Origin of the sequence: Pseudovibrio axinellae (assembly GCF_900110875.1) — a bacterium.
GTDB lineage: Bacteria > Pseudomonadota > Alphaproteobacteria > Rhizobiales > Stappiaceae > Pseudovibrio > Pseudovibrio axinellae.
In genome coordinates, this window is record NZ_FOFM01000001.1 from 957,909 (window position 1) to 972,079 (window position 14,171).

A 14,171-nucleotide genomic window follows, 5' to 3' on the forward strand; every position below is an offset into this window, starting at 1 on the left:
CTCCAACAACTCTGTCACCAAACAGAAATATCATAATTTACTCAGTAATAAACCTAGGATCATCGAAGATTTAGTGAATATACACATGCCGCAAGGGTTGCTAATCCAAAATATGTTTGGAGGCAGCAAGTCTATAGAATATCTATTTTTTCTCCTATAAGCGGCTCTTCTTTGTCTAAAGTATAACAACGTCAAGTATACCTTTATAGGTAGAAACTGAGCTACCTTACACCTCCTTACATGTAATATTACTGAAACTGCATTATTTTTCAGAACCTTATCCCTAAGTGTAAGGTTGACAAGGATCAAAGCGACAACTGTAATATTGGCCTAATATTTCAGTCAGGGACGACCTCCCATATCGCTTAGAGATAGAGGGCAAGGAGATAGGCTTATGGCAATCAAGGACATTCTTACAATCACGGATCTGAACGGCGAGCAAACAGCCTCCAAGGTCGCTGTGGAATTTGCGCGGCAGGCAGGTGCACATGCGACAGGTCTTGCGCTTGCGTTTGAGCCAATTGTACCTGGTTTTCTAGCAGCTCCAATGCCAACTGATTATCTGCAGGTTGCCAAAAATCAGGCTATCGACGCTGCGAAGGCATCCACCGAGAAGTTCAAAAATTACTCCAAGCTGGCCGCAATCTCCACAGAAACGCGGATAGAGGAGATCATCACGGGTGGCAATCTTGATTCAATCATGGGGCATTGCCGTCTCAGCGACATGGTTGTGATTGGGCAGGACAATCCAGACGCACCTGAGCCGATGCGCGAAATGCTTATTGAGGGCCTGCTTTTTGAATCTGGCGTGCCGACATTGATTGTCCCGTTTATTTCCAAGGGCAATTTTAAGCCAAGCAAGGTTGTTCTCGCTTGGGATGGCAGTGCAACCGCTGCACGTGCAGTGCACGCTGCACTTCCCATTCTTGAAATGGCGGAACAGGTAACAATTGTTATTATTAACAAGGGTCTACCGCTTGAGGGCGAGCCAGGTTCTGATATCGCAACGTATCTTGCAAGGCACAACCTAGAGATTAACGTTGACGTAATCAACAACCCACCAATTAGTGTCGGTGATGCTTTGCTGAACTACGTCTCTGAGAATGCAGTCGATCTGTTGGTGATGGGCGGCTATGGCCATAGCCGTATGCGTGAATATCTGGTGGGTGGAGCAACCCGCGATATTCTCCATTCCATGACTATTCCGGTCCTCATGGCTCATTAATGCACTTGGGAGGTAAGACATCTTATCTCTCAGTCCTTGCTCTTATCAAAATGGAGAGAGGTGTCGCCTTGCTGTCGCACCTCTCTCCTATTTTGGGTCTCAGACTTATATTTTCGATCTGTAAACGGGTCATAGATCTGAGTTGAAACCCACTCGTACAGCAACTAAAACTCAGCCGAGTTTGACGGGAATTGCGCTATGACGATCTGCAATTTGGAGGGCCTGACCTCTCCACGCTCCATTGCCATTGTTGGCCCTAACAGCAAGCAGGAAATGGTCCTGCAGCGTCTCATAGACAGCCTGACGACTTGCAAGTTTACGGGGGTAAAGACACTCGTTGGGCTTCCTGAAACTGAAGCAGACGGCTTCGCCAGTGCTCCTTCCATATCCAAGGTTGACGGCAATGCAGATCTAGCAATTTTGCTTGGTGACCCGACAACCGCAGCGGAGAGTATCAACCAGCTTGGCGCGCAAGGAACGCGGGCCGTTGTCATACCTGCAAGTGGCTTTGACAGCTGGAGTGAGGTACATCTTGATGCGCTTTTAAAAGCTGCACACCCCTATAATATTCGGATTCTTGGTCCGGGTAGTTTGGGGTTGGCCTCGCCGTATTCCAACCTTTCAACACTTCTGACAAGCGAGCAGGCTCTTAAAGGCGATCTTGCTCTCATTTCCCGCTCTGGCACTATTTTTAACACCACCCTTTCGTGGGCCAAGGCAAACTCGATTGGTTTTTCGGGCGTGGTTTCGCTTGGCCGCAGGCTGGATGTGGACGTCTCTGATTTATTGGATTGGTATGCTCAGGATTACAGAACCAAGGCAATCCTTGTCCACCTTGAGACCATAGCAAACCCTCGCAAGTTTATGTCTGCTGCACGTGCTGCTGCCCGCTCAAAGCCGGTGATTGTTCTTCGCAGCGGTGCAAGCCGTGACCAACATATCTCCGGAATGGCACATTCCAGCCGTCTTGCCACACGCGACTCCGTCTATGACGCTGCTTTGCAACGTGCTGGCGTTCTGCGGGTTTATGATCTTGATGAGATGTTTGAGGCAGCGGAAACCATCACGCGGGTTGCCCCGTCGACTGGGCGGCGTCTTTCCATCATCGCGAATGGCCGCAGTCTGGCGACACTTGCTGCGGACCGCCTTGCCAAGGTTGGCGGAAAGCTGGCGCCGATCAGCAGCGAGACCAAAGAAAGCCTTTTGTCGCTGACACGTGCAGATGCAGTGGCAGACAACCCGATGGTGTTATCTGAAGCGGCCAGTCCTGAAGAGTTTAAAGAAGGCATCAGCGCCCTCCTTAAAGACCCAAACTCCGACGGCGTACTGGCGATTGCAGCACCAACAGCCTTTGTTGATTTTGAAGAGGTTGCCAAAGCCATTGCTGAAGCGGCCAAAGAAGACCGCAAGCGGTTTGGCAAACATCAAGCCTTTGTCACCACGCTTGCTGGGGGCGCGAACATACCACGTCAATATCTCGATGAAGCGCGCGTTCCCTGTTATCCAAGTCCATCTGGCGCAATTCGCTCCTTCATGCATCTGGTGCGTTACAAAGAGGCAAAGGACCATCTTTCAGCTGTGCCTGACAGTCTGCCAAGCGACTACAAGCCTAACCTCAGACTTGCAAAAGAGACAATTAGCGCGGCTTTAGAGAATAGGCAAAAGTGGCTCACACCTGTTCAAACCCGCGAACTGCTGCGCGCATATTCCATCAATCAGGTAGAATTGCATCTGGTTAAAACGGTGGAAGAGGCTGCCAAGGTTGCCGAAGTTATGTTCGGCAAACATAATCAGCTGGTTCTTAAAGTCAGTAGTCCAGATTTGACATTCAAGTCAGACATTGGCGGCGTCCACCTTGGTGTCGACAGTGTCGAGGATGTGAAGGCAACCTTTGAAAAAATCCTCCAGAACGTGAAACACTCGTTTCCCGATGCTGAGATTACTGGAGTTGAAATCCAACCCTTGGTCTCTCGCCGCTTTGGCCTTGAGACCTATGCGGGGCTGGCTGACGATCCGGTGTTTGGCCCTGTCGTTGTATTTGGCAAAGGCGGCACCTCGGTTGAGGTGATTGGAGACCGGGCCATGGATCTGGTGCCCATTGATCTGAACCTTGCCAATGCGATGATCTCACGGACCAACACCTCCAAACTCCTTAAAGGTTTCCGCAACCGACCTTCCGTGAATATTGGAGAGGTCGAGCAGTTGCTGGTTAAACTCTCGCAGATTGCTGTAGATTTTCCAGAGGTGCGCGAACTTGACCTTAATCCGGTTGTTGCAGATGAAACCGGCATTGTCGTGCTTGATGCACGTGTTGCCATTAGTGCTCCGGAAAAGCGCCCAGGCCGTCAGGGGAGATCCCGCCTTTCAATTGTGCCCTACCCTGTTGAGTGGGAGCACACTCACAAGCTGAAAGATGGCAAGACAGTTCTTATCCGCCCTATCCGCCCAGAAGATCAGGGGATCTTGAAGAAGTTCTTTGAGAAGGTTTCCGTTGAAGACCTAAGGCTGCGTTTCTTTGCTCCGGTCAAAGAGTTTTCGCATACGTTTTTAGCCCGTCTTGTACAGCTTGATTATGCGCGGGCAATTGCTTTTGCTGCCATTGATCCTGAAACAGGGAATATTTTGGGCGTGGTGCGGCTTCACGCCAACCCAGATCACACCGAAGGCGAATATGCCGTGATGGTACAGTCCAACCTCAAAGGGTTCGGTCTAGGCTGGATCTTGATGAAGCTGATTATTCGTTACGCCAAAGTCGATGGGATTCAGACCGTAAAAGGCGAAGTTCTGCGCGAGAATACCACTATGCTGGATATGTGTCGCAGTCTGGGGTTCCGTGTAAAACGTTCGCCTGACGATGATGCACTTGCTGATGTTGCCCTTGACGTGACAGCCCTTGACCGTGAGACCATGAGTTAGAGCCGATTTGATCACGTCGGACGGCGATCTTTACTCCTACAAGTGTTTGAGAGGTTTGAGGAGCAAAGCATTCACTTTTTTAGCGGTTTGCTTTGCGCCTCAAACGTTTACAACTTATTAGCCCTCAGCCAGAGACGCATCACGAATTTGCGTGAGTGAACGTGCAGGCGTGATTGCTTCCGGGTCCAGATGAAGGTGGAGAAGTGCGGGCTTGCCGCTTGCTTTTGCCGCTTCAAATGCCGGGCCAAACTCTGCTGCCGTTTTTACTGTGCTTGAATGGAACCCATAGGCTTTGGCGAGCTCTGCAAAGTTGGGATTGTGCAAAGTGGTCGCGCTAACGCGACCAGGGTATTCGCGCTCCTGATGCATGCGGATGGTGCCGTAAATACCGTTATCGACAACGACAACGATGATGTTAGCCTCTTCCTGCGCAGCTGTACCCAGCTCCTGAATGGTCATTTGCAGACAGCCGTCACCAGCAAAGCAAATGACATCACGCTCTGGGAATTTTAGCTTTGCAGCTACAGCTGCTGGCAGTCCGTAACCCATGGAGCCACAGGTTGGAGCCAACTGAGTGTTGTACTTGCGGAAACGATGGAAGCGGTGCACCCAAGTGGCATAATTGCCTGCGCCATTGGTGAAAATGGTGGTGTCTTCAAGATTGTTCTCAATCCACTCCATCACTCCCGCCATTTGCAGGTCGCCTGCGACCTGGGGACGGGCACCAGACCAAGCCATATAGTCTGCGTGTGCTTGGTCTGCTTGCGCTTTCCAGCCGGTTTTTTGCGCTACATCCAGTTGAGCCAGTGCATCACAAAAGCCAGTTGGGCTTGCATTTATGCCCAGTGTTGGCACGTAGATGCGGCCCAGCTCTTCTGCCCCTGGGTGGATATGAACGACCTTTTGAGCTGGTACAGGAATGTCCAGCATCGAATAGGACTGGCTGGGCATTTCAGAAAGTATGTCGCCAAGTAAAACAATGAGATCTGAGTTCTCAATGCGCTCTTTCAGCTTCGGGTTGATGCCGATACCGACATCCCCTGCATAACAAGCGTGAGTGTTGTCAAAAAGCATCTGCCGACGGAAGGATACACCAACCGGCATGTTGTTGTTTTGCGCAAAAGCCATGAAGGTGTTGCAGGTTTCCTCTGACCAGCGCGACCCGCCCAGGATGAAGAACGGACGCTCCGCCTCTTCCAACAAGCCTTTGAATTCTTCCATCTGCTGATTGGATGGGTGCGTTTCGATCTGACGCATCGCAGGAACGCGTTGTGCCTCGGCCATTTCAATCAGCATATCTTCTGGTAGGGCCAAAACAACCGGGCCCGGACGGCCAGACGTTGCAACATGATAGGCGCGGGATATCATTTCCGGGATACGGTCCGGCTGGTCAATCTCGGCGACCCACTTGGCAATACTGCCAAACATCTGACGGTAGTTAACTTCCTGAAAGGCATCGCGCTCGCGCATGTCCCTTGCGATCTGCCCGACAAACAAGATCATAGGCGTTGAATCTTGCTGAGCTACGTGAACACCAGCAGAGGCGTTGGTGGCGCCAGGTCCGCGGGTAACCATGCAGATGCCTGGCTTACCCGTCATTTTACCCCAGGCATCTGCCATCATGGCAGCTCCACCTTCCTGACGGCAAAGCGTGACCGGAATGGAAGCATCATACAACGCATCCAGCACAGCGAGATAACTCTCGCCCGGCACGCAGAAGACACGCTCTGCGCCCTGATCTTCCAGCGCATCTACGATTAACTGACCACCGGTCCGTTTTGTCTGGCTCATCCCTCACTCCGCTATCAATTCAATTGGGGAGAAGATACGCGGATTATCGTCCCATGAAAATCTGCAGTATTTCCCTTTATTATTCCAGCTTGGAATGAACTGGACAAATCCTGACGGTTTTAGTGCGCGGTGCATGACATATCGGGCCATATGCAGGCGTTCTCTTCCGCCCCCCTTATAAACCTTAGCCCGATTGATTGATTGGCACTTACAATGCAAGGATGCACAAACAGCTTTAGATTTGTGCCGTTGTAATGGGGGTGTCATGACCGCTAACAGTTTTGACGTTGATACCATAGAGCAAAGCGAGATTATTGACTTCTTCTCTTCTGCCGCCGCGCACAGGGGACAAGAGGTTAAACGCATCGACACCCATGCAAATATTGCTTTTCTGGTGGGCAATGACGCTTACAAGATGAAGCGTGACGTGAAGTTTCCATTCCTGGACTATTCCAGTTTGGAGAAACGCAAAGCGGCCTGCGAAGCAGAAATACACCTCAACAGCCAATATGCGCCTCAAATCTATCGCAGCACATTGCCAATCACTCTGCAACCAGACGGTTCTTTTGAACTCGCCGGGAGAGGCCAGGCTGTGGAGTGGGTCGTTCATATGAACCGCTTCAATGAACACCTAGGCTTGGATCGTATCGCGGAAGAAAAAGGTATCAGCTCTGAGCTTGCGATTGATCTGGCTAAGCTTATGGTCAACGCTCACAGCCGCACAACCCTGCGAGAGGCACAGCCCTGGATTGATGATCTGGCATCGTATATGGACCAGAATCTGGACGCATTTTTAGAATTTCCGCAGTTCTTCCCGAAGGATCAAGTTCTAGCGCTGGATAAAGCTGCTCGCCAAGAACACCACACCATTGAGCCGACTATTCAGCAACGTGGTGCGTTGGGATTCGTTCGTCTGAACCATGGGGATGCGCACCTATCCAACATCGTTTTGCATGATGGCAAGCCGCTTTTGTTTGACGCCGTTGAATTTGATGATGCGATTGCAACGGGGGATGTACTTTATGACCTTGCTTTCCTGTTGCTTGACCTTTGTGAGCGCGAAGAACCGGTCGCAGCAAATATTGTGCTCAACACCTATCTCAGGCTGACACATCAACCTAAGCATCTGGAAGATATCCGTGTCCTTCGGTTTTATCTGATGATGCGGGCTGCTATTCGAGCAAAGATCGCAGCTGCCTCCTCTCTTCATCAGGACGGGGAGACGCGTAAAAAGACCGAGCATCAGGCAAGGGCTTATTTTCAGATTTGTCGCCGTGCCCTTGAGCCAACTGCTCCAGTGCTTTGTGCAATTGGCGGACTGTCTGGGACAGGCAAAACAACGCTTGCTCAAGGCCTTGCTCCTCTTCTTGGCCGGATGCCGGGAGCAGTCCATTTGCGAACGGATGTTATACGCAAAGAACTGCTGGATATTGGCGAGACTGACAAAGCGGGGAAGGCAACCTACACACCAGAGTTTTCTGCCAGGGTTTATGGTGAACTGTTCACGCGTGCGGGCCAGGTCCTTGCTGGCGGGCATTCTGTCATCATTGATGGTGTCTACAGCAAAGCTGAGGAGCGCGACTCAGTTGAGAAACTGGCGGCTCAGGAAGCGGCCGAGTTTTACGGCATTTGGCTTGAGGCTGAGTTGCAAACGCTTATCAACCGCGTTGAAGCGCGACACGGCGACGCATCTGATGCAGATAGTGATGTGGTTCGAAAACAGCAAACGTACGCACTGGGTTCCATTGCGTGGCCTAAGCTGGACAGCACTGCCCCCAAAGAAGCTGTTTTAAAACAAGCTTGTAGTCGTATGGGGCTGAAACACGGAAGCTGAGATTCCGTTTTTTATAATGATTACAAAGTGATAGTCTAGGTTCGGCAACGCTCAAAGCCGCTTTAAAATTGATTGCTGTCAATGCAAGTCATTCGCAATTGCATTTTATTGTCTTCAAGAACTAAGATTTTTGGAGGCTAAATGTCTTTGCAAGCCAGAGAAACATTCGAGCAGGCTCCCCATAGGGAAGTTTTTGCACCGTATCGTGAGACATTCGTTCCTCCTGTCCAGGCTGTGCCACTTACGCAAGCACGCAGCGGCGTAGAGTTAAAGGTCGTTCGCCTTGGAAGAAGCCGGGCGGATGCACTCAAACTTAGATCACTTGGGCTCACCAGTGACCGTCCCCTCACTATTTTTGAAGGCAGCGGAACGCGCGCGCGCATCCTTTCTATCGGGTCCCAGCGTGTGGCTGTTGGAGTTGACCTGGCTGGCACCATTTTGGTGGAAGAGGTTGACCAATGAGCTGCCACGATACTAAGAGCTGCAGTTGTGAAGGCAAACCTCAGGTTCACCTTCTGGGGACAGCAAACTCCGGGAAGTCCAGTCTCTTTAATAAGCTTACCGGCCGCAGTCAGGTGATTGGCAACTGGCCGGGCGTGACTGTTGATCGCAAAACCGGCATTTGTGAAACGCCTGGCCTTGATCTGGCACTGATGGACTTGCCCGGCGTTGCGACGCTTTCTTCTCCAGAAGATGACCGCATTGATGAACGGATCACCCGCCAGGCCCTGCTTAATGACCGTCCTGCCGCATTGGCCGTGGTGCTTGACCCAATTGCGCTGGAGCGTTCACTTGCAATCTTGATGCAGGCGCTCGCCTTTGATGTTCCTGTCATCGCGGTTATGACGAAAGCTGATCTGTGGCCACAAGGTGTTCTTCAGGACGCAGCAGATCGTCTTTCAGCTGCTTTGGCACTTCCTGTTGTTGCTACGTCTGTTCACGATGCCCCTTCTCTGGCTGTTTTGCGAGAAGAGCTTTTAGTCGCGATCAACGAACCTCATGCCCCTTCCCGTTTGCTGACTGATCCGTTTGACCTGATCAAGCCGGTCCAGACACTTGCAGAAGACATCGCTCGATTGGCGCCTGAACTTTCTGACAGCGCATTGCCTCTTGCTCATCGCCTGATGGAAGGGGACAAGCTTGCGCGTGAGATGGTTCCCCCCAGTGTTCTTGTTAAAGCAACGCAAATTTCCGATGAGTGCGCCGAACGTCTGCAAGACCCGACCGAACTTGTGATGGCAACAAGCTATTTCAATCGCGCCTTTTCTCTTGCGCAACTCATGGAGTTGCCTGAACCACACAATGTGCGCAGCTTTTCTGACAAGATTGATCGCTTTGTACTTTCCAAGTGGGCCGGACCATTTGTCTTCCTTGGCATCATGTATGTCATGTTCTTCGTTGCTATCAACGTGTCCTCCTATTTCATTGATCTATTTGACGGGCTAGGAGATGCCCTGTTCATTCAAACACCGCTCAGCTTACTGTACGCCCTTGGCCTTGAAAGCGGTGCTGCGGAGATGGTGATTACAGCCATTGGCGGAGGTTTGCAGACTGTCGGTACGTTCGCCCCTATCGTTGGTTTGTTATTCCTCTGTCAGATTTTCCTTGAGCAAAGCGGGTATATGGCCCGTGCAGCCGTGGTTGCTGATGGCCTGATGCGCCGGATCGGACTGCCCGGACGGGCCTTCCTGCCGCTCATCCTAGGCTTTGGCTGTACTGTTCCTGCTGTGATCGCCACCCGCACGCTGGCGACTGAGCGCGAACGAGTGGTTACCTCCATGATGGCACCGTTCATGTCTTGTGGTGCGCGCTTGCCTGTTTACGCACTGTTTGCTGCCGCTTTCTTCCCAGTTAATGGCCAGAACATTGTTTTTGCTCTGTACCTTTTGGGTGTTGGCGTTGCGATCTTTACTGGCTGGGCGTTGTCCCGATCCTTTTATAAGGGACAGTCTGCAAGCCTTGCCATCGAGCTTCCAACCTATCAAATGCCTCAGTTGTCTCAGGTTATGAAACTGGTATGGACCCGCTTAAAGATCTTCCTTTTTGGTGCAGGTAAGATCATTGTTACCGTCGTTGCGGTCCTGACAATTTTGAATTCGGTGGACTTTACAGGGAACTTCGGCAATGAGGCCAATGGGCGGTCGGTATTGGCTGTTGTATCTAAACAAGTAACGCCGATCTTCTCTCCCATGGGGCTTAGCCAAGATGACTGGCCAGCAACAGTTGGTTTGGTCACCGGTATCTTTGCAAAGGAAGCCGTGGTTGGAACGTTGCAGACCCTTTATGTCACCACTGAGGATGAAGGCGACGCACCTGCTCCGCTGGAGACTGCCAAGGCAGCCATCGACACCTTCACAACAAGTATCGTTGACCTGACCTCGCAGATGCTTGACCCGCTTGGTGTCGATATTGGTGATATCTCCACTGTCGAAGCAGCTGCGGAAGAGCAACAAGTCGAGGTTGGTCTGTTCACTGCACTTGCTTCTCACTTTGATGGAAAAGTCGGCGCGTTTGCCTACATGATTGCTGTGTTGCTTTACATTCCATGTACTGCAGCGCTGGCGACCATCTGGCGCGAAGTTGGGCGTAACTGGGCTTTGTTTGCAGCAGGCTGGACCACGTTGCTGGCTTATTCTGGAGCCTCACTATCCTATCAGATCGGCACATTTGCCAGACATCCCGCCTCTTCAGCGGCGTGGATTGTTGGCTTGCTTGCAGCGATTGTCGGCGTGCTGTTTTATATGCGCCACAAAGCTGACAGCCCCATTGTGCCCCAGGCAACACTGGAGGCAGCAGAGTAGGATGTTGCAGAAAATTGAAGGTGTTTTGGCAAAGCGTGGCGGCGCGACAATCAGCGAGATAGCCCAGGATATGAACATTCCCGGCGATTTTGCAGTGGCGATGGTTTCCCAGCTCAAAGCATTAGGCCGTATTGAAGAAGTTGGATGTTCTTCCAGCGCTGCGTCCAGCAGCTGTGCAAGCTCTTGTGGGGGATGCAGTTTTGCGCCCACGGTTCAATACCGCTTGAAAGACTAGCGTACTCATGTGGGCTTGGATCAAATCTGAGCCCACTTGTTGTACCCCTCAAACCTGACAGGTTTGCGCCGTTGTCCATGAGCTTTACTCTCTTAGCACCGCAAGGAGGGAACAAAACGTGGACTTTCAAAGCGCTGTCAGAACTTGTTTCGAAAAGTATGTCCAATTCAAAGGTCGCGCACCACGCTCAGAATACTGGTGGTGGACGCTTTTCGTTTTTATCGCGATGGTTGTTTCTCACATCATCGATAACTTTGTGATCGCACCTTTACTCGGCTTACCTGCTGGCAGTATTCAAGATGGGGCCCCTCTCAGCTCCATTTTTGGCCTTGCGTTTTTTCTACCCAACATAGCTGTCGCTGTGAGGCGCTTGCATGACGTTAATCGCTCAGGCTTCTGGCTGCTTATAGCCTTCATACCGCTCTTGGGCGGATTGCTATTGCTCTACTGGTTTGTGCAACCTTCTGACGAAGGCACAACCGAGTATGACGCTTAGAGCTGCCGCAATCAGGTTAGGCTTGGAGTGAATCAGGCATAAGCGTTCGTTATGCGACACTTTGCATAGCGGAAACTATGTAATGCAACCAGTTTTTTCAAGAAACCAGTTACTACAGCAAAGACAAGTGCTCTATCTTTTGGGGCGCACAGGTTATGAGCCCCGAAAAAAACACAATTGTTAAGAGTGTTCCGCTACGTGAAGTCATAATCTAAAATCAATACACCCCATCGACAGGTGGTCACATGGACAGTTTTGCAGACGGTTTAGCAGTTGATCTGGCTCGGTTTCAGTTTGCCTTTACAATCGCGTTCCATATCATTTTTCCAGCCTTCACCATCGGCTTAGCAAGCTTTCTTGCCGTACTGGAGGGTTTATGGCTATGGACAGGACGTGATGTTTACTTGCGGGTTTTCAAGTTCTGGCTCGTCATCTTCGCTCTCTCTTTTGCCATGGGCGTGGTTTCCGGTATCGTCATGGTATATCAATTTGGAACCAACTGGTCTGTCTTTGCGGAGAAAACCGGTGCTGTCGTTGGCCCCCTCATGGGCTACGAGGTCCTGACTGCATTCTTCCTTGAAGCTGGCTTCCTTGGCATTATGCTTTTCGGCATGAACCGTGTTGGCAGAAAACTACACTTTTTCGCGACGGTGGTTGTTGCGCTTGGTACAGCTCTTTCTGCATTCTGGATCCTTTCCGTGAACAGCTGGATGCAAACGCCAGCCGGATACGCCATGAATGAGTTTGGCCAGTTCGTTCCTGAAGACTGGTTGCAAATCATATTTAACCCCTCCTTCCCTTATCGCCTCGTCCACATGGTGCTCGCTGCCTACCTTACCACCGCATTTGTCGTTGGTGCCGTGGGTGCTTATCACCTGCTGAGAAACCGGTTTAGTGAGGGTGCGCAAGTCATGTTTTCTATGGCGATGTGGCTCATCATTATAGTGACGCCGATGCAGATGTTTGCTGGTGACCTGCATGGTCTGAACACTCTTGAACATCAGCCAGCAAAGATCGCGGCAATGGAGGGTCACTTTGAAAATCAGGGACCAGCACCGTTGATTCTGTTTGGCTGGCCTGATGAAGAAGCAAGAGAGATGAAATATAAGGTCGAAATTCCCTACCTTTCCAGCATTATTCTAACACATAGCCTTGATGGTGTTGTGCCGGGGCTCAATGCATTCCCTCGCGAAAACTGGCCACCTGTAGCGAAGGTATTTGTTTCTTTCCGCATCATGGTTGGTATCGGCTTCCTTATGTTATTTATCGGTTTATGGGGGCTGTGGTCTCGGCTGAGAGGTCGCCTTTACGAGAGTGACTGGCTCCACCGCGCCGTTATGGTGATGGGCCCTGCAGGCTTTATCGCGGTGATCGCAGGCTGGACTACTACCGAGGTGGGCCGACAACCTTTCACTGTATTTGGTTTGCTACGAACGGCAGATTCTATTTCACCGGTTGAAGCGCCTGCGGTTTGGGCTTCTCTGGTTCTGTTTGTTGGCGTGTACTTTATCGTCTTTGGTGTAGGAATTTTCTACATCCTGCGTTCGATGTCGAAGTCGCCAGATAATAGTCATGGACTGAAAACTGGCGTGCCCGTCAGGAGTGCAGGGATTACGCCAGCGCAAGCCCTTGAACCGAACGAGGGAGATCGTACCGATGATTCTTGATTATCCACTTATCTGGGGCTTTCTCATTGCTGTGGCGATCTTTGCCTATGTTGTTCTGGATGGTTTCGATCTTGGTATCGGCATCCTTTATCCAACAACGAAGGACAGCGATGAACGCACCTTAATGATGAACAGTGTTGCCCCTGTCTGGGATGGCAACGAAACCTGGCTCGTGCTTGGCGGTGGTGGCCTGTTTGCCATGTTCCCGCTGGCTTACTCAGTGATTATGCCTGCTGTCTACGCGCCCATTATAGGCATGTTGATCGGTCTGATTTTCAGAGGTGTTGCCTTTGAATTTAGGTTCAAGTCATCGGTAGAACGGCGACCGTTCTGGGATCTTTCGTTCTTTGCAGGCTCTGTCGTGGCAGCGTTCTGTCAGGGCTTGGTACTGGGCACACTTGTGCAAGGCATTGATGTGGCTGACCGGGCATATGTCGGCGGTTGGTGGGACTGGCTCACACCGTTTTCCGTCATGACAGGTCTGGCAGTTGTCGCAGGTTATGCCTTACTGGGCGCAACCTGGCTGGTGATGAAGTTGGAAGGCGCTCCTCAGGTGCATTTCCGCCGCGTCTCCAAATACGCAGCCGTTCTTATGATTGGTTTTCTTTTGCTAGTGAGCATGTGGATGCCATTCATCAATGTAAGCATTATGGAAAAGTGGTTCAGCTTCCCATACTTGCTTTATACGCTCCCAGTTCCGATCCTTGTTGCCGTTACAACGCTTGTGTTATGGCGCGCACTTATGAGTGACAAGGATTACACACCATTCGTTGCATCCTTGGTGTTGTTCTTGCTCACTTATGTGGGTCTTGGGATCAACATATTCCCGTATGTGGTGCCCAATGTTTACACATTGTGGGATGCTGCTGCACCCGAGAGCAGCCAGAAATTCCTACTTGTGGGCGCGGTCATCCTAATCCCGATGATCCTGATCTACACCGGGTATGCCTACTACGTGTTCAGAGGGAAAATTAAGTCTACGGAGGGTTATCACTAATGACAACTGACAGAACTGGCGATGTTGAACAGCCCCTGTGGAAGCGCTTGCTTTGGTTTGCCGCCCTTTGGGTCGCTGGTGTCATCTCTATAATGGTTGTTTCTTATGCACTGAGAAGCCTTATCATCTAACGAGACAAGTCCGGGTCACAAAAAGGGCGTGCTATCCCCATAGCACGCCCCGCTCCCAACGAACCGATCGCGGTTCCT

General features: G+C 51.1%; 11 protein-coding genes. 10 read left to right on the plus strand and 1 reads right to left on the minus strand.

Features of this window, described 5'->3' with window-relative positions:
- Positions 1 to 394: 394 nt before the first annotated feature.
- Both BMZ51_RS04355 and BMZ51_RS04360 read left to right on the plus strand, forming a co-directional pair.
- Positions 395 to 1,225, plus strand: a complete 831-nt coding sequence (locus tag BMZ51_RS04355) for a universal stress protein (protein WP_068010647.1) — start codon at positions 395 to 397, stop codon at positions 1,223 to 1,225.
- A 198-nt stretch (positions 1,226 to 1,423) separates the two neighbouring features.
- The gene (locus BMZ51_RS04360; protein WP_068010646.1) at positions 1,424 to 4,141 is read left to right on the plus strand and encodes a bifunctional acetate--CoA ligase family protein/GNAT family N-acetyltransferase; all 2,718 of its coding nucleotides are present in this window, start codon (positions 1,424 to 1,426) and stop codon (positions 4,139 to 4,141) included.
- Positions 4,142 to 4,258: 117 nt separating this feature from the next.
- Here BMZ51_RS04360 and BMZ51_RS04365 read toward each other — a convergent pair whose 3' ends face one another.
- Positions 4,259 to 5,932, minus strand: coding sequence for a thiamine pyrophosphate-binding protein (locus BMZ51_RS04365; protein WP_068010644.1), 1,674 nt, complete (start codon positions 5,930 to 5,932; stop codon positions 4,259 to 4,261).
- 265 nt (positions 5,933 to 6,197) lie between these two features.
- On the opposite strand from BMZ51_RS04365, the gene BMZ51_RS04370 reads away from it, so the two are divergent.
- The 8 genes from BMZ51_RS04370 to BMZ51_RS23875 all read left to right on the plus strand — a co-directional run bounded on the left by BMZ51_RS04370 (position 6,198) and on the right by BMZ51_RS23875 (position 14,093).
- Entirely contained in the window at positions 6,198 to 7,766 is a 1,569-nt protein-coding gene (locus BMZ51_RS04370; protein ID WP_068010641.1) for a bifunctional aminoglycoside phosphotransferase/ATP-binding protein, read from the plus strand.
- 141 nt (positions 7,767 to 7,907) lie between these two features.
- Positions 7,908 to 8,228: a FeoA domain-containing protein gene (locus tag BMZ51_RS04375; RefSeq protein ID WP_068010640.1), complete on the plus strand. Its 321-nt coding sequence runs from the start codon at positions 7,908 to 7,910 to the stop codon at positions 8,226 to 8,228.
- On the plus strand, positions 8,225 to 10,567 hold the full coding sequence (gene feoB / locus BMZ51_RS04380; protein ID WP_068010638.1) for a ferrous iron transport protein B: 2,343 nt from the start codon (positions 8,225 to 8,227) through the stop codon (positions 10,565 to 10,567). Before BMZ51_RS04375 ends, feoB begins: the two co-directional genes overlap by 4 nt.
- Before the next feature lies 1 nt (position 10,568).
- Positions 10,569 to 10,802 carry a FeoC-like transcriptional regulator gene (locus tag BMZ51_RS04385; protein WP_068010636.1) on the plus strand — a complete coding sequence of 78 codons (234 nt, stop codon included), beginning with the start codon at positions 10,569 to 10,571 and terminating at the stop codon, positions 10,800 to 10,802.
- Positions 10,803 to 10,920: 118 nt separating this feature from the next.
- Positions 10,921 to 11,298: a DUF805 domain-containing protein gene (locus BMZ51_RS04390; RefSeq protein ID WP_068010634.1), complete on the plus strand. Its 378-nt coding sequence runs from the start codon at positions 10,921 to 10,923 to the stop codon at positions 11,296 to 11,298.
- A 245-nt stretch (positions 11,299 to 11,543) separates the two neighbouring features.
- Positions 11,544 to 12,965 (plus strand): cytochrome ubiquinol oxidase subunit I, encoded by a 1,422-nt coding sequence (locus tag BMZ51_RS04395; protein WP_074881762.1) that lies wholly within the window; start codon positions 11,544 to 11,546, stop codon positions 12,963 to 12,965.
- Positions 12,955 to 13,962 carry a cytochrome d ubiquinol oxidase subunit II gene (gene cydB, locus BMZ51_RS04400; RefSeq protein ID WP_068010632.1) on the plus strand — a complete coding sequence of 336 codons (1,008 nt, stop codon included), beginning with the start codon at positions 12,955 to 12,957 and terminating at the stop codon, positions 13,960 to 13,962. The genes BMZ51_RS04395 and cydB overlap by 11 nt, the downstream gene beginning before the upstream one ends.
- Complete coding sequence (locus tag BMZ51_RS23875; RefSeq protein WP_139201336.1) at positions 13,962 to 14,093, plus strand: DUF2474 family protein; 132 nt, start codon at positions 13,962 to 13,964, stop codon at positions 14,091 to 14,093. Before cydB ends, BMZ51_RS23875 begins: the two co-directional genes overlap by 1 nt.
- The last annotated feature ends 78 nt before the right edge of the window (positions 14,094 to 14,171 follow it).

What these genes read in the sequence shown, in the direction of transcription:
- BMZ51_RS04355 (WP_068010647.1), top strand. Translation starts at nt 395, where the DNA reads ATGGCAATCAAGGACATTCTTACAATCACGGATCTGAACGGCGAGCAA.
- feoB (WP_068010638.1), top strand. Translation starts at nt 8,225, where the DNA reads ATGAGCTGCCACGATACTAAGAGCTGCAGTTGTGAAGGCAAACCTCAG.
- BMZ51_RS04395 (WP_074881762.1), top strand. Translation starts at nt 11,544, where the DNA reads ATGGACAGTTTTGCAGACGGTTTAGCAGTTGATCTGGCTCGGTTTCAG.
- BMZ51_RS04385 (WP_068010636.1), top strand. Translation starts at nt 10,569, where the DNA reads ATGTTGCAGAAAATTGAAGGTGTTTTGGCAAAGCGTGGCGGCGCGACA.
- BMZ51_RS04365 (WP_068010644.1), bottom strand. Translation starts at nt 5,932, where the DNA reads ATGAGCCAGACAAAACGGACCGGTGGTCAGTTAATCGTAGATGCGCTG.
- BMZ51_RS04375 (WP_068010640.1), top strand. Translation starts at nt 7,908, where the DNA reads ATGTCTTTGCAAGCCAGAGAAACATTCGAGCAGGCTCCCCATAGGGAA.
- BMZ51_RS04360 (WP_068010646.1), top strand. Translation starts at nt 1,424, where the DNA reads ATGACGATCTGCAATTTGGAGGGCCTGACCTCTCCACGCTCCATTGCC.
- BMZ51_RS04370 (WP_068010641.1), top strand. Translation starts at nt 6,198, where the DNA reads ATGACCGCTAACAGTTTTGACGTTGATACCATAGAGCAAAGCGAGATT.
- cydB (WP_068010632.1), top strand. Translation starts at nt 12,955, where the DNA reads ATGATTCTTGATTATCCACTTATCTGGGGCTTTCTCATTGCTGTGGCG.
- BMZ51_RS23875 (WP_139201336.1), top strand. Translation starts at nt 13,962, where the DNA reads ATGACAACTGACAGAACTGGCGATGTTGAACAGCCCCTGTGGAAGCGC.